The organism is Brucella sp. NBRC 14130 (assembly GCF_040371715.1).
In the GTDB taxonomy this organism is placed as follows: domain Bacteria; phylum Pseudomonadota; class Alphaproteobacteria; order Rhizobiales; family Rhizobiaceae; genus Brucella; species Brucella intermedia.
Genome location: NZ_BAABTE010000011.1, coordinates 66025 through 84162, shown reverse-complemented (window position 1 = coordinate 84162; position 18138 = coordinate 66025). Strand labels below are relative to the sequence as shown.

Genomic DNA, 18138 nt, shown 5'->3' with positions numbered 1-18138 from the left:
CCGTGGAAAATCCAGCTGAAAATAATGAAGGCGGCGATGCTATCGTCGCCTTCCGCCCAATCGTCGCTTTCCGCGATGTGAGCAAGGTCTATCCGAACGGCACGCAGGCGCTGCGCGACGTGTCGTTTTCGATCCGCGCAGGCTCCATCCACGCCATTTGCGGCGAGAACGGTGCCGGCAAATCCACGCTCATGAAAATCCTGTTCGGCATCGAAAATGCCACGGCGGGCGAAATCGTCGTCGATGGACAGCATATTGCATCCTGGTCGCCGGAAGATGCCGCGGCCAAGGGCATCGGCATGGTCCACCAGCATTTCTCGCTCGTGCCGACGCTGACGGTCACTGAAAATATCATTCTTGGTCATGAACCGGTGAAGGCCGGGCTGATCGACCGCGCGGGCGCGCGCAAAATGGTCGAAGCGCTGATGCAGCAATACGACCTGCACGCCGACCCGGACGCGATCACCGGCGCGCTTTCCGTCGCCGCCCAGCAGAAGGTCGAAATCCTCAAGGCGCTGGCCCGCCGCACGAGGCTCCTGATCCTCGACGAGCCGACCGCCGTTCTCTCTCCGCCGGAGATCGAGGAACTGATGCGCAAGCTGAAATCGCTGCGCGACGAAGGCATTACCATCCTCTTCATTTCTCACAAGCTGAACGAAGTGCGCGAACTGGCCGAAAACGTGACGGTGCTGCGCGCCGGTGCCGTCGCCGGGACAGAAAAGCTCGCCGACGTGCCGGACGATGCCATCATGCAGATGGTGATGGGCCACGCGGTCGACATACCGCAACGCGCCCACAAGCATGGCGCGATGAAAACCGTTCTCGACATGAAGGACGTCACGACCAGGGCAGCCGATCCGGCGGACCGCATCAAGGATGTGAGCCTGACCATCGGCGCGGGCGAGATCGTCGGCGTTGCCGGTGTCGATGGCAGCGGCCAGCGCGGCCTCGTTTCCGTGCTGTCCGGCCTCGCTGAAGCGGCAAGCGGCGCGATCAGCCTCAACGGCAAGGACATGCTGCGCGCCGACACGGCAAGCTGGCGCAGGCAGGGCCTTGCCTATCTGCCAGCCGACCGCTTCTCGCAGGGCGGCGCACCCGGCCTGTCTCTCGCCGAAAACGCGATAGCCGGAGCCGGATCGATTACCGCCGACAGACAGATTTTCCGCGGACCGTTCCTGCGCTGGAACGCCATCAAGGCCCGTGTCAGCGGCATGATAAGGCAATATTCGGTGCGGGCGGGCGCGATTACCGAACGGCTCGATTCCCTTTCCGGCGGCAATGCGCAGAAGCTGATCGCCGCGCGCGAGCTTGCCACCAATCCGAAATTCCTGATCGCCGACCAGCCGACGCGCGGCATCGATGTCTCGGCGGCAGCCTTCCTGCACCGCCGCATCGACGAAGTGGCACAAGGTGGTTGCTCCGTGCTGCTCGTCAGCGCCGATCTCGATGAATTGCTGCGCTTGAGCGACCGCATCGTCGTGCTCTTCAACGGACGCATCGTTGCCGTTCTGCAAAACGGACCAGACATAACACCGGCTGCTCTTGGTCCTTATATGCTGGGGACACGAGCATGATCCCAAAAAGTGTAAAACGGTTTTTGGATAAGATCATGCTCAAACAGAAAGCTGCCGCCTGATGCGCAGATTCATATCCTATCTCATTCCATTCTTCCTGACCGTGCTGGTGATCGGCGTCATCATGGCGGTGCTGCTCGTGCCGCTGGCGCTGATGCAGGACAATCCGGCGGCGATCCTCAAAACCTTCTTCCTCGGACCGTTAGGCAGCATTCGCCATATGGGCAATGTGGTGGAGGCGGCAACGCCGATCATGCTGACCGGCCTTGCGATCACCATCCTGTTCCGCTCCGGCCTGTTCAATCTCGGCGCGGAAAGCGGCTTCTTCCTCGGCGCGCTTGGTGCTGTGGCGGGCGCTGTCCTGCTTCCTTCGCTCGGCTGGTTCTCACTGCCGGTGGCCATCCTCTGCGGCGCGGTTGCGGGCAGTTTCGCCTGCACCATCCCGGCGGCGCTGCGGCTGCGGTTCGGCGCCTCGGAAATGGTGACGTCGCTCGTCCTCAACTATGCCTTCCTGTTTCTCGGCCTCTTCGTCCTCAACTATGTCATCCGCGATCCGGCAGCAGGCGGGATGATGTCGCTCAGGATACCCCCGGACGCCAAGCTCGACCGGCTGCTTGCCGGGACGCGCCTCAACAGCGGCTCGATCATCGCGGTTCTTGCCTGCATCGCTGGCGGCATCTGGCTCTACTGGACGCGCTCAGGCCTCAATATCCGTATTGCGGGCTCAAGCCCCGGCTTTGCCAATCACCTCGGCCTGCCGCTGAAACGCATCGTCATGCGGGCGCAGATCGTGGGCGGACTGGTGGCAGGCATGGCCGGAGCGCTGGAAGTGCTGGGCCTTCATGCCCGCTTCGCCTGGCTGGACCTGCCCGGCTATGGCTGGACGGGCCTCGTCGTCGCCATCCTGGCGCGCGAAAACCCGTTCCTGCTCATTCCGTCGGCACTTTTCCTCGGCTTCGTGCAGGTGGGCGGCGATCTTCTGGCCCGCAACATGAACATCCCGACCGAAGTGGTGGGGCTGGTGACCGCGGCGATCATGGTGGGCGCGACGGCAAGCGTCATTCACAATCATCCGACCGTCTTGCGGCTGATCCGCAATCTTCGCGATGCAGACCAGGCCGCAGTGCAGCCGGGAGTACAGGCATGAGCACCGTTCTTGCACAGATTTTCGACCCGCATTTCATCGGCACGATCCTGCGTGTGGCGACACCTTTGCTGCTGGCCGCTCTGGGCGTGATGATTTCCGACCGGGCGGGCGTGCTCAATATCGGCATGGAAGGCATGATGCTGGTCGCGGCCCTCATCGCCGTTCTGGCCAGCGCCGCAACGGGAAGCCCGGCCATCGGCCTGCTGGCGGCGCTTGTCGTGGGCGCGCTTCTGGGCTGGCTCATGTCGCTTTCGGTCAACCGGCTCGGCACCGATCTCATCATGACCGGCATCGCGCTCAATATCGCGGCTGCGGCGGCAACGACGCTCGGGCTTTATCTCGCGACAGGCGACAAGGGCATGTCCGGCGCGCTGAAAAGCGGGGCCCTGCCAAGCCTCTCCGTGCCCTTCATCGGCAATATCCATGTGCTCACCTTCGCGGCCCTTCTGGCCGTCCCGGCGGTCAGTCTCCTCATGATGCGCACGCGCTTCGGCCTGCATCTGCGCGCCACCGGCGTCGATCCGAAATCGGCGCGCGCCGCAGGCATCCAGACCGGCCGCGTGCAGATGATGGCGCTCATCCTGTCCGGCCTCTTCGGCGGTGCCGCCGGTGCCTACCTGTCGCTCGGCTATGTCACCTGGTTTGCCCAGAACATGACCGCCGGTCGCGGCTTCATCGCCATTGCGGCGGAAGTCATGGGACAGGGAACCGCATGGGGAACGCTCGTGGCGAGCCTGGTCCTGGCGGCGGCGGAAGGTTTTGCCATCACGCTGCAAAGCCTTGGCCTGCCTTTCGAATTGATGCAGATGATCCCTTATCTCGTCCCGGTCGTCGTGCTGACGGTCCATGCGGCGCGGCGGCAGCGCCGCGCCCGCCTGCTGAAGAAATCCTGATAATGAACATCGAAACGAGAATGACATGAAAGCTTGGGAACTGACCCGAGACCTGCTGCGCGACACGAAACCGGTGGTACGCACGGCGGAGGAACAGACCTGGGATGCGAGCGCCGTCATGAAGGCGCAGGACGATCTCATGGACATGTTCTGGAAAAGCAATGTGCCGGGATCGGCTGCGCCTGAATGCCTGATGGCGGGTGCGCTCCAATCGCTGGAAAACAAGGGCTTTGTCCTTGCACCTTATGAAGAGCTGCTTCGCGACGGGCTCGCCGCCCTCGAACGCGGCGACTTCGAGACGCTCTATCGCATCGACATGCGCCTGCGCGTCCTGATGCGCGCCGCACGGCCCGATCCGGACCATCCGTCGCAAAGGACCGTTCGCTATGGCACGTGGGACGAGTTCGACGCTGCCGTTCAATGGCCCGACGATGTGCTCTATGCCATCCAGTCCGATGATTTCCGCGACCGCACCGCCGCCGCCTGGATGGCGCAGCTTGTCGGTGCGGCGGCTGGCACGGCGCTCGAAGGCTATACGGCGGAAAACATCGCCGAGGTCTTCGGCCCAATCCGCGATTATGTGCGTGAGCCCAACACCTATAATGACGACATCACCTTCGAGATAGCCTTTCTGGAAGCCTTCGGCGACAAGGGTTCTGCCGTGACCAGCGCCGACATTGCCGAACGCTGGACCTCGCTGATCCCGCTTGGCTGGTCGGCGGAGGCAATCGCGCTTTCCAACATGCGGCGCGGCCTCACCGCGCCTGAAACCGGCACGTCCGACAATCCGTTCGATGAATGGATCGGCGCACAGATGCGCGGCACGATCTGTGGCATGGTCGTACCGGGCCGCGCCCGCGAAGCTGCCCGCCTCGCATGGATGGATGCGGAAATCTCCCATGCCGGAAACGGCATATTGGGCGAAGTCTTCAATGCCGTCATGGCGGCGCGCGCCTTTGCTGTTGCCGACACGCGCGAACTGCTCGTTTCGACGGCAGCACTTTTCCCGGTCGAGACCGAATATGGTGCGGTTCTGGCCTTCGCGCTCGATGCCTGCCGCTCCGCCGGCAGCTGGCAGGATGCATGGGCGAAATGCGACGCGGAATATGCCGAATATAACTGGATTCACGTCTATCCGAATGCAGCCGCGCAGGTCATCGCGCTCTGGTTCGGCGAAGGCGACTTCGACCTTACGCTCGAAATCGTCTGCGGCATCGGCCATGACGTCGACTGCAATGCCGCGCAGATTCTCAGCATGATCGCCATCCAGCGCGGCTCCGGCATCATCGCCGAACGGTGGTCGAAGCCGCTTCTGGCCGACGACATCGTCACCTATATGCGCCGCCCGGCGAAAATCTCCTTCGACGCACTTGTCGACCAGACGGTCGATGCGGCGCGCAACGCGGTTTAAATCTTTTTACGCTTTTCCGGACGCAAAACCGCTTCACATTTTTGCTGGAAAAGCTTCAACGCAGAAAGACCCATCATGGCCCGTAAAATCATTATCGATACCGATCCCGGTCAGGACGATGCAGTCGCCATTCTTCTGGCTCTGGCAAGCCCGGAACTCGACATTCTCGGCATTACCGCAGTGGCTGGCAACGGCCCGCTGGCGCGCACCGAAGTCAACGCCCGCACCATCTGCGAAGTGGCGAAGAAGCCGGAAGCCAGGGTGTTCGCAGGCTCCATTCGTCCTCTAGTGCGCCCGCTCGTGACGGCTGAAAACGTGCATGGCAAGACCGGTCTCGACGGTTACGACCTGCCCGCCCCGACCATGCCGCTGCAGGCACAGCATGGCGTCGACTTCATTATCGAAACGCTGATGAAGGAAGAGCCCGGCACCGTCACGCTTTGCCCGCTCGGACCGCTCACCAACATCGCCTCCGCACTCATTCGCGAGCCGAAGATTGCCGAACGCGTCAAGGAAATCGTGCTGATGGGCGGCGGCTATTTCGAAGGCGGCAACATCACGCCGTCGGCGGAATTCAACATCTATGTCGATCCGCATGCCGCATCGGTGGTGTTCAAATCCGGCATAAAAATCACCATGATGCCGCTTGACGTCACCCATAAGGTGCTGACTACCGAGAAGCGCATCGCCGCCATTCGCGGCATCGGCACCCATGTCGGCGAAGTGGTCGCCGCATGGCTTGAATTCTTCGAGCGCTATGACGAAGCCAAGTACGGCACCGATGGCGGGCCGCTGCATGACCCCAATGTCATCGCCTATCTTATCAAGCCGGAACTTTATTCCGGACGTGAGTGCAATGTGGAAATCGAGATCAATTCGGAACTCACCATCGGTGAAACGGTCGTGGACTGGTGGGAAGTAACCGACCGTCCGAAGAACGCGCTCTTCATCAAGGATGTGGATGCAGACGGCTTCTTCAAACTGCTGACCGAGCGTCTCGCAACGCTTTGATTTTTTCAGGACACGATCCCGAAAACCGGAAGTCCACCTTTCGGGATCGTGCTCCAAATCATAATTTTGCCACAAATAAGCCGCGAGTGCCTTAATTTCGTTGTTTCTTCGCCATGTTTGAAGTGGTGTTTTCGAGCAGTTTTTCGCTCAAATCGCGTGAAAGCGGCGCAAATCGCCGCCAATCTTCACTTTGTCACAATTTGCGAAGGGCGGTTCAGCCCTGGCTTTGCAGAAGCGCTGCCACTTCCGCAGCGGTCGGCGCGGCGCTTCCCGCACCCGGTCTCGTGACCGCAATCGCACCCGCCGCCGAACCATATCGCACGCAATCGTGCAAGGAACGGTCCTGCGAGTAGGCGACCGCGAAACCGCCATTGAAACTGTCGCCAGCGGCGACCGTATCCACCACATCGACCTTGAACGGCGCGAAGTGTTTCACGTCGTCCGCCGTCACCAGCAGCGCGCCACGGCTTCCAAGCTTGACGATGACCATCTTCGGCCCACGCTCCAGAAGATTTCGGGCTGCGGCTTCCGCCGAAGCCAGATCGGTCGGCTCGATGCCGGTGATTTCGGCGGCTTCCGTCTCGTTGGGCGAGATGATGTCGCTGAGCGCAATCAGATCGGCCATGCGGCCTGCATCGCCGACCGGGGCCGGATCGAGCAGAACACTGCCGCCTGCCGCACGCGCGGCCTTCGCCACGGCCAGATTGGCTTCATGCGGAACCTCGCGCTGCAACAGCGTGATCTTCGCCCTGGCAATATCGGCTGCATAGGCATCGATATCGGCAGCCGACCAGCGCGCATTGGCTCCGGCACAGACCGCGATCGTGTTCTGTCCGGCTTCCTCGACCTGAATGATCGCCATGCCCGTATCGACACCGTCGATTACGCGCACGCTTTCGGTATTGAGGCCGAATTCCTGCATCTGCTTCACGGCCAGTTCGCCAAAGGCATCATTGCCGACAGCGCCGACGAAGCGAATGTCACCGCCAAGCTTTGCGACCGCAACCGCCTGGTTGGCGCCCTTGCCGCCGAGGCCGATGCCATAGCCCGATGCATTCACGGTCTGTCCCGGACGCGGCAGCGCGGCCATCCGCGCGCTGACATCCACATTCACACTGCCGAAAATAAAAATCTTCAACGGTTTTCTCCATCGCTTTGTCGCGGCACCTTAACCGGGCCGAAACAAAACTTCCACGCCGGGCTTGTCGCCATGCACAGAGAGAAAAGGGGCTCGCGCACTTAAGCCGCGGTCGTCAATGCGGCTCGGCCCCTGATTGCAGTTCCCGCTTCAGCAGTTTTTCGAGCCAGTCGGCAAAGACCTGAAGCCGACGGGAAAGATGCTGGCGGTGCGAATATAGAAACGTCATTCGCATCGGCGCGGCGCGCATATCGGCCATTACCTCGATCAGTTCGCCAGCTTCCAGATGACGTCTGACGTCATAGGCCGGAATCTGGATCAGGCCGAGACCGGCGAGACAACAGGCGATATAGGCTTCGGCGCTGTTGACGGTGACGCGGCCGCGCACCGGAATGGATCGCGTTGCGCCAGCTTCGATCCATTCCCACGGCTCGACGCGCCCGCTCGACGGCGAGGCATAGTTGATGGCCCAATGGGCGGAAAGGTCATGAGGCGTTTCGGGAATACCGTACCGCTCAAGATAGGCGGGGCTCGCAACGTTGATGAGCGGAAGCTCGCCGAGCGATCGGGCGATCAGCCCGGAATCTGTCAATGGTCCCACGCGCAGGACGCAATCGACACTCTCTTCGACAAGATTGACGGCGCGATCAGTCACTCCCAGATGTATATCGATCTCCGGATAGGCATCCAGAAACTCGGGCAGGGCTGGCGCAATGATCAGGCGTCCGATGCGGCCGGGAACGTCGATCCGCAACGTGCCGGATGGCGTCGCGGTATTCCGAAACAGATTTTCCGCTTCTTCCATATCCGCAATCAGGCTCAGGCATCGCTCATAGAAGGCGGCGCCATCCTGCGTCGTCGACACGCTTCTGGTGGTCCGGTGGAGGAGCCGTGCCCCGAGGCGTCCCTCCAGCTCGAGAACCGCCGCCGAAACAGAGGAACGCGGCACGCCGAGCGTATCGGCGGCGCGTGTGAAACTCGAACATTCGACGACACGAGCGAAGATACGAAAGAGGTCGATGCGATCCAAGGTAAGCTGCCTCCATTGTCCGTCAACTCTGACAGGTGTTGTCAGAATGACGGTCTTTATAGCGCTATCCTAGACGATACTCTTCGGGTCTGAAAGCGGCTGCATGGCGCAGCCGCATCGGGAAAAAAGGGTGAAGCCATGACGGACCACAGCATCAAGGGCAAAACGGTTATCATCGCCGGTGGCGCCAAGAACCTCGGCGGATTGATCGCGCGCGATCTTGCGGAACACGGGGCAAAGGCAATCGCAATTCATTATAACAGCGCAGCGTCCAAAGCGGACGCGGATGCCACTGTCGCCGCCGTGAAGGCCGCAGGCGCGCAAGCGGTTTCCTTCCAGGCCGATCTCACCACCGCCGGTGCGATGGAGAAACTGTTCGCCGATACGGTTGCCGCCATCGGACGTCCCGACATTGCCATCAACACGGTCGGCAAGGTTTTGAAGAAGCCGATCGTCGAAGTTTCGGAAGCCGAATATGACGAGATGACCGCCGTCAATTCCAAGTCGGCCTTCTTCTTTCTGAAAGAAGCAGGGAAACACGTCAACGACAATGGCAGGATCTGCACACTGGTAACCTCGCTGCTCGGCGCCTACACGCCGTTCTATGCAGCCTATGCAGGCACCAAGGCCCCGGTAGAACATTTCACGCGCGCGGCTTCCAAGGAATTCGGCGAACGCGGCATTTCAGTAACCGCCATTGGTCCCGGCCCGATGGACACGCCATTCTTCTATCCGGCGGAAGGCGAGGACGCGGTGGCCTACCACCGGACTGCGGCGGCACTCTCCGGCTTCTCCAAGACCGGCCTCACCGATATCGAGGACATCGTTCCCTATATCCGCTTCATGGTTTCGGAGGGCTGGTGGATGACCGGGCAGACCATCCTCGTCAATGGCGGCTATACGACCAAGTAGAGCATTTCCAGCAAAAGTGCGGAGCGGTTTTGCGCAGGATAATGCGTGAGAACGATAAGATAGAGCATTTCCAGCGATTCAATCCCAACTGGAAATGCTCCAGGATCAATGGCGGCCTGCCGGTGCAAGGGCAGGCCGCCATACGGCTCGCTGAAAAACGGAAGGCCTATTCGGCCTTCAGGAATTCGCCCACTTCCAGCAGGACGAACTCATTGTCATCCACCTTGTCGAGCGCGCGACCGGCCGAGAACGGCAGATTGTTGTCATTGCCGACGACGATATGCGTTTCGTCCACGCGGTCCACATTCTCGATGGTCAGGAACGGCATGTCGTAAATGCCCTCGCGTCCACCCTGACGGCGCTTGTTTTCCGGATCGGCAATGGCGAGCAGGTCGATATAGCCGATCTTGCGCACTTCCTTGCCGACATTGCTGTCGTCGAAAGCGATCTTGTAGATGCGCTTCACCTTCGACGGCACATCGAAGCAATCTGCCTGCGGCTTCTTCGGATCGGCGCAGGCCTTGTCCGCCGTGCCGACGCCATTATCGCGCTCGATGACCAGCGCCGTGGTTTCATCCAGCATGTTGAAATCGCCGATGGCTTCGCCGCCTTCGGCCAGCGGGTAGAGCCAGGACCGGCCCGTCCACTTCTTGTCGGCGACGCTGAACTCGATGACGCGCAGGCCCGTCTTGCCGCTCTCGGTCTTTTCCGGCGCACCGTCGACGAAAAGCGGGCCTTCCAGAAGACCATAAAGCTTCGTGCCGTCCTTCGACATGGCAAGACCTTCGAAGCCGCCGGAACGCTTCAGATTATAGGCCGGGAGCTTGAGGCTCGGATTGGCAGGCAGAGCGAGCTTCGGATTGTCAGGTGAGACAATTTCCTTCTCGCCGACGAAAGTCGGGAATACATCGGTGAGCTTGCCGTCCGTGTCGAATTTCAACAGGAACGGACCGAATTCCTCGCCGACCCAGAAACCGTCCGCCACCGGCTGGATGGATTCCACGTCGAAATCCGCGCCCATCAGATAGCGCTTTTCCGCGCCTTCCATGACGATGGGGAACGGAGCCTTCTTGTCCGGATCGCTGAGGAACACGGTCTTCACACGGTCCACCGTTCCCTTGTCCCAGTCGAACTTCACATTGTGCAGCATCATCATGGCATCCGGCGAATTGAGTTTGGAGCCGAAACCATTGTCGGACAGCGACCAGAAGCTGCCGTCTTCCATGGTCTTGATGCCGGAAAAGCCTTGAACCGGCTGGCCGTCGAACGGCACCGAAAGGCCGGTCTTGCGCACGCCGTCCTTGCCTTCCACAGTGCCGATGCCCTCGGCGCGCTTGCGGTCGGCGGTGGTGAACTTGCCCGACGTCTTCAGGTGTTCTGCCGCATCCTCCGGCGCAGCGATGATGGTGTTCGCCGGCAGGATGGCATGGGCCTTGAGCGTTGCGGGAAAAGCCTTTTCTTCAGCGGAGGCCGGAAACGCCAATGCGACGGCACCGGCAAGCATGGTAGAGGCGACAAGACGCGATATCATGATAAGTCCCCGTTGGATTGGAAATACAGGGATGGAATTAGGCTGGCTTTGTATCGCTGGCTTGACGCTTCCATGAAGCTTTGACGAAGGCCCCCGGCTTTCACCGGGGGCCATTGTCTCATCAAGTCATTTTACCATGGCGCTGAGATGCTAACGCATCACGCCCTGAAAATGCCCAGTCGGCGCACGGGCTTAACCAAAACTCGATGAGTCAAACTCATCGAGTTTTGGTATTACACCGCGATCTTGCCGCCGCCCTGTTTGGTGATTGCCACCACGGCAGGCCGCACCGGCATATCGTCCTTGAAGTCCGGCCAGCGGGTGGACAGGTCCTCGTAATAGGACGGACGGCCATGACCGTCCCAGTCCTCGCCGCCATCGCCCGGATGCTGCACGGCGACAAAGGCCGTTTCATCGTCCGGTGCGAACAGCGGACCGCACATTTCCGCGCCCACCGGCACCCGGTAAAACAGTTTCGAGGTTGCGCGCGCATCGCCTTCCGTGTCGACGGCCCAAAGTCCGTCGGTGCGGCCGGTATCCTTGTTGCTGTTGCCATCGGTTGCGACCCACAGCCGACCGGCGCTGTCGACGGCGGCATTGTCCGGCATGCCGAACCAGCCATTGCGCGTCGTATCGGTGGAGAAGCTGGCGCCAACTTCGGCCACGGATGGATCGCCGCATTTCAGCAGCACTTCCCACTTGCCGGTCGTGGCGGCAAAATCCTGCCCGTCTTCTTCGATCTCGATGATATGGCCGAAGGCGTTCTTGGCGCGCGGATTGGCGGCATCCACCTGATCGTCCTTGCGCTTGGTATTGTTGGTGAGCATGACATAGACGCGGCCATTGACCGGGTTCGGCTGCACGTCTTCCGGGCGGTCCATCTTGGTGGCGCCGAGAAGATCGCCAGCGCGGCGGGTTTCGATCAGCACATCGGCCTGGCTCTTGAAACCGTTCTGTTCGGTGAGCGGACCCTGTCCGAACACCAGCGGCATCCACTCCACCTTGCCGTCCTCATGGAACTTCGCCACGTGCAGCGTGCCTTCATCCAGCAGGTCCATATTGGCAGCGCGGTCATCCGGGTTGAACTTGCCCGCCGTCACGAACTTGTAGACATAATCGAAGCGTTCGTCGTCGCCCAGATAGAAGACCACGCGCCCGTCCTTGCTGACGATGGATTCCGCTCCCTCATGCTTGAAACGGCCAAGCGCGGTGCGCTTCTTCGGCACGGAGTTCGGATCGGACACATCGACCTCGACGATCCAGCCGAAACGGTTCGGCTCGTTCGGTTCCTTGGAAACGTCGAAACGGTCGTAGAAACGGCCCCATTCATACGAGCCTTCGGGAATGCCCATGCGCTTGTAGTTGGCCGTTTCCGCGTGGCCTTCCGGCAGTTCACCGATGAAATAGCCGTGGATGTTTTCCTCGGCCATGATGTAGGTGCCCCATGGGGTGACGCCGCCCGCACAATTGTTGATCGTGCCGAAGACCCTGGTGCCGGATGGATCGGCATTGGTCTTGACGCGGTCATGACCCGCAACCGGCCCGCTCAGCACCATCTCGGTATTGGAGGTGATACGGCGGTTCTTCGCGCCTTCGAGCACCGGCTGCCATTTGCCGTCCTGCTTGCGGATTTCGACAATCGTGCCGCCATGGGCGGCCATTTCGATATCCACCTGCTCCCTGGAAAGCGGAGCCTGCTCCACCTTGCCATCGACGATCTTGACGAGACCGGGGAACATCAGGTGCGGATTGGTATATTCGTGGTTGACGACGAGCAGCCCGTGTTCGGGCGAACCGTCGATGGCGATATAGCCGACATAGTCATTATTATAGCCGAACTGGCGGGCCTGCGCCTCGGCGGACTGTTTCGTCGGATCGAATTCCGGCGCATCGGCGAAAAGCCTGTCGCCCCAGCGCAAAAGCACATCGGCGTCATAGCCTTCCGCGACATGGTGATGGGCGTCCACACCGGCCTCGACTTCCTTGAACGAAAAGGCCGAACCGGATGCGGCGCGCGCATCGCCAGCACTCATGAGGGCGAGGGGGCTTACCGTTGCCGCAATGGCCGAGACGGCGAGCGATCCACGCAGAAAGCCACGGCGGGAAAAGCGGCGGCTGATGATTTCGCCCATGGTGGGGTTATCGGACGGATTGCGCGGATCGGCATCGGCTTCTTCCAACTGGCTGGTCTTGAACAGACTTTGCTGGGAAAGATTGTCTGACATTGCTGGCTCCCTATCGAACAGTGAAGCTGCAAATTAGAAGCAGTTCATGACAGACGGACGACATTGTCCCAGTCCTTGGTCCTAGTCCTTGGTCCTAGTCCTTGGCCATAGCCCTTGCCTTTCCCGTGATGCCGGGCTGCCAAGAAAACCTGTCAGGAATAATTCTGCGGACCAGTAGAATAATTTTGCTGGCGAAAGCGCTTTCCGATAAAACCGTCCCGATTTCGTCCTTTGAGGAGTTGACGATGACCGACCTGACGGCCGCACGGCGCAATATTATTATCCTGACGATTGCACAGGCGCTTGGCGCTTCCAGCCCGCCCATCGTGATTTCGCTGGGTGGCCTGGTCGGCCAGAAACTGTCTTCCGATCCCGCCCTCGTCACGCTGCCCGTCAGCCTGTTCAATCTCGGCCTTGCGCTGGGCACGCTGCCAGCGGCCTTCTTCATGCGCCAGTTCGGGCGCCGCAATGCCTATATGCTCGGCGCGCTTGTCGGCGCCTCGGCGGGCGTGATCGCAGCCGCGGGCATTTTTGCGGCATCCTTCCTCATCTTCTGTCTCGGCACGCTCACCGCCGGTTTCTACGCCGCCTATGTCCAGAGCTACCGCTTTGCCGCCACCGATGCGGCGACCGGCGACATGAAGGCCCGCGCCATCTCGTGGGTGATGGTCGGCGGGCTCGTTGCGGCCATCGTCGGGCCGCAGCTCGTCATCTGGACACGCGATACCATTCCGGATGCCATGTTCGCGGGCAGTTTCCTCAGCCAGGCGGTTCTGGGCCTGCTCGCCCTCCCCGTCCTCTTCATGCTGCGCGCGCCGAAGGTCCGCAAAGACCCGAACGTGGTCCATGATACAGGCCGCCCTCTCGGCGGCATTCTCCGCTCGCCGCGCTTCCTGCTTTCCGTGGCCGCCGGCGTCTGTTCCTATGCGCTGATGACATTCGTGATGACGGCTGCGCCCATCGCCATGGTCGGCCATGGCCATTCCGTCGATCATGCAGCCCTCGGCATCCAGTGGCACGTGCTCGCCATGTTCGCCCCGAGCTTCTTCACCGGAAGGCTCATCACCCGTTTCGGCAAGGAAAAGATAACCGCGCTGGGGCTGGTGCTGATCGCCTTTTCAGCCATCATTGCGCTCGGCGGCTTCGATGTCGGCCATTTCTGGGGAGCGCTGATCTTCCTCGGCATCGGCTGGAATTTCGGTTTCATCGGCGCGACCGCCATGGTGACCGACTGCCACACGCCGGCTGAACGCGGCAAGGCACAGGGCGCCAATGATTTCATCATGTTCGGCACCGTGGCCTGTGCTTCCTTCTTTGCCGGGTCGCTCCTGCATTCCTCCGGCTGGGAAACCATCAACTGGCTCGTTTTCCCGATCGTCGCCCTCGTTCTGGTGCCGCTCATCCTGCGCCTGAAGCCGAAAGAGGCTGCCGCAGAAGCCTGATCGGTCAAAAGCCCCGCTCTTTCATCCAGAGCCTGCCGCCTTCGGACACTGCGTCATAGACAGCGCCACCGAGGGCGGCGCCTATATCCGTATGCAAGCCTGCGTAGGATGCCGCCTCTCCCTGCTCCCCAGGCGGCGCGGAAACCGCGATGCAATCCGTCCCGGTCCCTGTCGCAACCCTGCCGCCGACATCAAGCCCAAGTTCCATGATGGCAGCGGTGCGGGCCTCGGCGGCAATCGACATTGCCTCCAAATGGGCCGCGACCGACAAGGGCCTGTTGATATGAACCAGAAGATTGATGGTTCCGGCGGGCATCATCATCTGCGCGCGTTCCCCCACCCTCCCCGCATTGGTCAGGCCGACAGTGACAAGGCAGGCGGCATGCGCCTCGCCCGAGCGCCGTGTTGCGACATGATGCTTCTCCACGTTGCGCGACGTCATCATCTGCACCGCTTCGCCATAGCCCGCTTCCGCCAGTTTCTCCTCAAGCAAACGCACCGGGTCCACATCCAGTGTCAGATCGTCATTGCGCACTTCCAGCCAGGCGACGGAGCGCGCCCGGACGAAACCCGGACGGGTCAGTGACCAGCTCAGAATGTCTTGCGGTTCGCGAAACTCAGCCGCGAGGACCGGGCGGGAACAATGGATCGTGAAAGGCAGCATGAGCAATCTATCGCAGATCGGCATGAAGTGCGCGACCAGCGCCTTGCCGCGATTTGCCACCATCCACAGGGCCGCGGCATCGCAACATAGCCGGCGCGGCGATAAAGCACGCCTTCGTGACTTGGCCACCGTTGCGCAAGGCGATATGGATCGCGGAATATTGTTTCGCGCGTCTTGAAACGGACAAGCGGTTTGCTCTGGATTGCGTCATGATCAACGATCTCACCGATGAGATATTCTGGATATTCACCATCGGGTGCTGCATCCTTTTCATCATGCGCCTTCTGTCGCCTCCCCCACGTCACAAGACTGACCAGGCGCAGGACCTCAACACATTGCGCCCTCGCCGCCGTTCGCGTCGCCGTCGCTTTCAGGCACTGGACTGAGTTTTCTTCCCTGCCATGCTTTCCGGCGCACATTCTTTCACCGGTAGCCCGACGGCCTTGATCGACGCCTTCACAAATGGTGCTGACAATTCTCAAGCCCTCTCCGAAGCCAACAATGCATGAACCTCCAAGAGTGGTTGGAAGCCTTCCCGGCCTCTTTTACGGTTCCTTGATCTTGTTAAACTTCATGAACGATACGAAACCTAAAAGGCAGTTCAGTTTTGTCACACTGACTTGGCTTTTTATGGTTAACGAACCTGCCCATTCAGCGCGGCCATCAGCATTGGCCTGATCGAGAAAGACCCATTGGCAGCCTTTTCCGTCAAAATGCGCAGATAGCCTCCAGCAGACTGAATTTGCTCATAGCGCTGCAGGATATAGGCAATCACGATCGACGCATTATGGGGTCCAAGAACCTTCTTTGCGAGATCATAGAGCTTTCCATCGATCCCAAGGAAGGAGCGTACTTTCTCTGCCGTATTGGCCAGATCGTGCCAATGCCGAATGGAACTGACCGCATAGGCCGTGATCTCCGGACAGGAGCGAAGCACCATGTCGAGCGAAACCGTGGGTTCTGTTGGAGCGCTGGTGATTCCATTTACGCGCTGGTCGATGAATTCAGCCGTTGCCTTTTCAAAATGGGAATCTGGATTCGATTCAATTTGCTGCCGCTCATTTTGAGATTCATTGCCGCGCAAATTCTGAACATTTTCATGAATTTTCAATGCGTTATCAATTTCCGCACGAATGGACTGCAAGGATTCGACCAAAGCTGCCAGCTCTTCCTGCTCGGCACGGCGCGGAATGCTGTCGACGATCAGGCGGAAGCGATGGCGAATGTCCTGCCAGTTACCGGCAAGCTGTTCCTCGGCGGCGAATTCGACAAGCTTGGTGATATCGCGTCGCAGCAAGGTCAGCTGCTCGCGCATTTCACGCAATGCAGTCTTTTCCGCCCTCACCTGTTCCGCGGCGGTTTCCAGTTCAGGGGCACGGGCCAGAAGCGGCGCCAGTGAAAAGCCGAAAGCAATCTGCACGTCTCCGCCCTTGGCGCGACGCGCATAACGCTTGCCATTGGGGCTGTCCTGCCGAAGGATGAAACCGGCATCGACCAGCGCAGCCAGATGACGCCGCAAGGTCGCATCCGCCATGCCATGGGCGCGTAACGCCAGTTGCTTGTTGGAGGGAAACACGATCAGGCTGCTCTGCGCATTCAGTTCCGTTTCCGGATAGAATGACAGGAGCGCCGAAAGAACCGCCAGAGAGCGATCATTCAGGCCGAACAGCGTCTTTGCCTCACACAGCCAGCGATGCAGCTGCCACTTGTCGGCAACCGTTCCAGGCGCAATCTGCCGTGTGTTCTGTTGACTTGCCAGCAAGGCAAGCGTCATCCTTCGACTGCCGAACGGCGTCGAGGCCAATTGAATCTCCATTTTCTTTCACCTTCCACAAGGCAAAAGAAATCCACCCGCCGAAATGACGCTAATAGCACTTGACAGTGATTCGTGGATTTGCGATTCTCTAGCTGCTAAACCAATGAGAAGGGCTTCCACACGGCGACGTTTGGGGGCCTTTTTCTTTTGCTGTCTCGTTCCTTTTCCTGAACAGTTTCGACGCAAATACGCTTACAAATTCAACCGAGCATGTCCTGATCCCGAACCGGTTCCCGTTTCCGTTCCCGGTTTTTGGGAGACATGCCTTACACAATCAGACCGCAGCAAAGCCGCTGGTCTGTACGCTACTCACTTCTCCTCGCTACGGAACGACGCATAAAGCTCATCCAGATTGCGAGAAAGCCAATCGGCAAAACGAGGCCCGTTGGCGGCACTGAGCGCCAATGTGGCCGACTTGCCATTCTGTTTGATAACCGCGCTGACGGACTTGTCCGAAGCCGTCCAGCTGGTTCCGGGCCTCAGAGCCGCCTTGGTGACGGGTTTCTTCTGCTTTCCGCCTTTCAGATAGCCATAGAGCTGCTCGAAACGATCGACAGACGACGCCTTTTCAAAGGCTGAAGTCATCAGGAGTTCTTCCGCAGCATCCTTCTTGCCCGGTATTTCGATCAGCTTGCGCAATTCCAGCCAGCGATCACGCCCGATGCCCTTGGCCGGACCCACGGCCAGGAGAATATGCTCCGGAATGGCCTTCGGAATGGTCAGCATCTTCGACAGGGTCTGGTAATCGACCGTCAACGCGGCCTGTATGGCTTCACGTTCGAAGCCCAGCGCCTCAAGACGCGCCGCAAAGAAGACACGCTCGATGAAGCTCAGATTGGCGCGGGCAGAGTTTTCCTGGCCCTGGCTCAGAATATGTTCCAGATCGGCGAGGGGCTTGATGACCGCCTTGACCTTGATGCCAAGCTCCCGGGCAACCCGCGCACGGCGGTGGCCGAAGACGATCATATAGCGGCCGCTGGTCTCTGGATGCGGACGAACGAGGATAGGGCTGTCCTGCCCACGCTCGCGAATGGCTTCCAGAAGTTCGCGATATTCTTCGTCATCCGTTTCAGGCAGGCGATCCGCCACGAAGGAGACATCCAGCTGTGCGGGATCAAGCTCGACAATGGTTTCCCCATCGAGCTTCTGGGCCGCCTGCTTTGCCAGTTCGTCAATCGACGCGGAAAGGGATTTCGCGGCACCGAACCGGCGCGATACGTTTTCGACCGGCTGAGAGGCCTGTTCAGCCGCCGGTTCGTCCCGCATAACGCTTTCAAATATGTTCTTTCGTGCCATTCCTGTATCCTCAAACCGGTCAGAGACCTGATTTTATTAAATATTCGC

The 18138-nt window shown here is 60.1% G+C and carries 15 protein-coding genes; 8 read left to right on the top strand and 7 right to left on the bottom strand.

The window, feature by feature from the left end:
* Positions 1-2 precede the first annotated feature (2 nt).
* From ABWW28_RS20090 to ABWW28_RS20070, 5 genes are all read left to right on the top strand, one after another.
* Entirely contained in the window at positions 3-1574 is a 1572-nt protein-coding gene (locus tag ABWW28_RS20090) for an ABC transporter ATP-binding protein (RefSeq protein WP_113342400.1), read from the top strand.
* A gap of 61 nt (positions 1575-1635) precedes the next feature.
* The gene (locus ABWW28_RS20085; RefSeq protein ID WP_113342401.1) at positions 1636-2721 is read left to right on the top strand and encodes an ABC transporter permease; all 1086 of its coding nucleotides are present in this window, start codon (positions 1636-1638) and stop codon (positions 2719-2721) included.
* Positions 2718-3614, top strand: coding sequence for an ABC transporter permease (locus ABWW28_RS20080; protein WP_113342402.1), 897 nt, complete (start codon positions 2718-2720; stop codon positions 3612-3614). The genes ABWW28_RS20085 and ABWW28_RS20080 overlap by 4 nt, the downstream gene beginning before the upstream one ends.
* A gap of 25 nt (positions 3615-3639) precedes the next feature.
* Positions 3640-5025, top strand: coding sequence for an ADP-ribosylglycohydrolase family protein (locus ABWW28_RS20075; RefSeq protein WP_113342403.1), 1386 nt, complete (start codon positions 3640-3642; stop codon positions 5023-5025).
* Positions 5026-5100: 75 nt separating this feature from the next.
* The gene (locus ABWW28_RS20070; protein WP_113342404.1) at positions 5101-6036 is read left to right on the top strand and encodes a nucleoside hydrolase; all 936 of its coding nucleotides are present in this window, start codon (positions 5101-5103) and stop codon (positions 6034-6036) included.
* 214 nt (positions 6037-6250) lie between these two features.
* Here the strand turns inward: ABWW28_RS20070 and rbsK are convergent, their stop codons facing one another.
* Positions 6251-7126 carry a ribokinase gene (gene rbsK / locus ABWW28_RS20065; protein ID WP_244637699.1) on the bottom strand — a complete coding sequence of 292 codons (876 nt, stop codon included), beginning with the start codon at positions 7124-7126 and terminating at the stop codon, positions 6251-6253.
* Positions 7127-7289: 163 nt separating this feature from the next.
* The gene (locus tag ABWW28_RS20060; RefSeq protein ID WP_113342406.1) at positions 7290-8204 is read right to left on the bottom strand and encodes a LysR family transcriptional regulator; all 915 of its coding nucleotides are present in this window, start codon (positions 8202-8204) and stop codon (positions 7290-7292) included.
* Positions 8205-8342: 138 nt separating this feature from the next.
* Between ABWW28_RS20060 and ABWW28_RS20055 the strand changes: the two genes are divergently transcribed.
* Positions 8343-9116 carry an SDR family oxidoreductase gene (locus tag ABWW28_RS20055; RefSeq protein ID WP_006469584.1) on the top strand — a complete coding sequence of 258 codons (774 nt, stop codon included), beginning with the start codon at positions 8343-8345 and terminating at the stop codon, positions 9114-9116.
* 166 nt (positions 9117-9282) lie between these two features.
* Here the strand turns inward: ABWW28_RS20055 and ABWW28_RS20050 are convergent, their stop codons facing one another.
* Together ABWW28_RS20050 and ABWW28_RS20045 are read right to left on the bottom strand one after the other, a co-directional pair.
* Positions 9283-10647 carry an esterase-like activity of phytase family protein gene (locus ABWW28_RS20050; RefSeq protein ID WP_162750354.1) on the bottom strand — a complete coding sequence of 455 codons (1365 nt, stop codon included), beginning with the start codon at positions 10645-10647 and terminating at the stop codon, positions 9283-9285.
* A 233-nt stretch (positions 10648-10880) separates the two neighbouring features.
* Positions 10881-12872 (bottom strand): PhoX family protein, encoded by a 1992-nt coding sequence (locus tag ABWW28_RS20045; RefSeq protein ID WP_353391851.1) that lies wholly within the window; start codon positions 12870-12872, stop codon positions 10881-10883.
* Between the two features lie 245 nt (positions 12873-13117).
* On the opposite strand from ABWW28_RS20045, the gene ABWW28_RS20040 reads away from it, so the two are divergent.
* Positions 13118-14314, top strand: a complete 1197-nt coding sequence (locus tag ABWW28_RS20040; protein ID WP_113342437.1) for an MFS transporter — start codon at positions 13118-13120, stop codon at positions 14312-14314.
* Positions 14315-14318: 4 nt separating this feature from the next.
* On the opposite strand, the gene ABWW28_RS20035 is transcribed toward ABWW28_RS20040, so the two are convergent.
* Positions 14319-15041 (bottom strand): adenosylcobinamide amidohydrolase, encoded by a 723-nt coding sequence (locus ABWW28_RS20035; RefSeq protein ID WP_244637693.1) that lies wholly within the window; start codon positions 15039-15041, stop codon positions 14319-14321.
* Between the two features lie 53 nt (positions 15042-15094).
* On the opposite strand from ABWW28_RS20035, the gene ABWW28_RS20030 reads away from it, so the two are divergent.
* A complete protein-coding gene (locus ABWW28_RS20030; RefSeq protein WP_151570419.1) occupies positions 15095-15364 on the top strand; it encodes a hypothetical protein in 270 nt (89 codons plus the stop codon).
* A 248-nt stretch (positions 15365-15612) separates the two neighbouring features.
* Here the strand turns inward: ABWW28_RS20030 and repC are convergent, their stop codons facing one another.
* Positions 15613-16794 (bottom strand): plasmid replication protein RepC, encoded by a 1182-nt coding sequence (repC, locus tag ABWW28_RS20025; protein WP_113342409.1) that lies wholly within the window; start codon positions 16792-16794, stop codon positions 15613-15615.
* A 309-nt stretch (positions 16795-17103) separates the two neighbouring features.
* Entirely contained in the window at positions 17104-18090 is a 987-nt protein-coding gene (repB, locus tag ABWW28_RS20020) for a plasmid partitioning protein RepB (protein WP_113342410.1), read from the bottom strand.
* Positions 18091-18138: the final 48 nt, after the last annotated feature.

What these genes read in the sequence shown, in the direction of transcription:
- ABWW28_RS20085 (WP_113342401.1), top strand. Translation starts at nt 1,636, where the DNA reads ATGCGCAGATTCATATCCTATCTCATTCCATTCTTCCTGACCGTGCTG.
- ABWW28_RS20080 (WP_113342402.1), top strand. Translation starts at nt 2,718, where the DNA reads ATGAGCACCGTTCTTGCACAGATTTTCGACCCGCATTTCATCGGCACG.
- ABWW28_RS20075 (WP_113342403.1), top strand. Translation starts at nt 3,640, where the DNA reads ATGAAAGCTTGGGAACTGACCCGAGACCTGCTGCGCGACACGAAACCG.
- ABWW28_RS20070 (WP_113342404.1), top strand. Translation starts at nt 5,101, where the DNA reads ATGGCCCGTAAAATCATTATCGATACCGATCCCGGTCAGGACGATGCA.
- rbsK (WP_244637699.1), bottom strand. Translation starts at nt 7,126, where the DNA reads ATGGCCGCGCTGCCGCGTCCGGGACAGACCGTGAATGCATCGGGCTAT.
- ABWW28_RS20055 (WP_006469584.1), top strand. Translation starts at nt 8,343, where the DNA reads ATGACGGACCACAGCATCAAGGGCAAAACGGTTATCATCGCCGGTGGC.
- ABWW28_RS20050 (WP_162750354.1), bottom strand. Translation starts at nt 10,647, where the DNA reads ATGATATCGCGTCTTGTCGCCTCTACCATGCTTGCCGGTGCCGTCGCA.
- ABWW28_RS20045 (WP_353391851.1), bottom strand. Translation starts at nt 12,872, where the DNA reads ATGTCAGACAATCTTTCCCAGCAAAGTCTGTTCAAGACCAGCCAGTTG.
- ABWW28_RS20040 (WP_113342437.1), top strand. Translation starts at nt 13,118, where the DNA reads ATGACCGACCTGACGGCCGCACGGCGCAATATTATTATCCTGACGATT.
- ABWW28_RS20035 (WP_244637693.1), bottom strand. Translation starts at nt 15,041, where the DNA reads ATGGTGGCAAATCGCGGCAAGGCGCTGGTCGCGCACTTCATGCCGATC.
- repC (WP_113342409.1), bottom strand. Translation starts at nt 16,794, where the DNA reads ATGGAGATTCAATTGGCCTCGACGCCGTTCGGCAGTCGAAGGATGACG.
- repB (WP_113342410.1), bottom strand. Translation starts at nt 18,090, where the DNA reads ATGGCACGAAAGAACATATTTGAAAGCGTTATGCGGGACGAACCGGCG.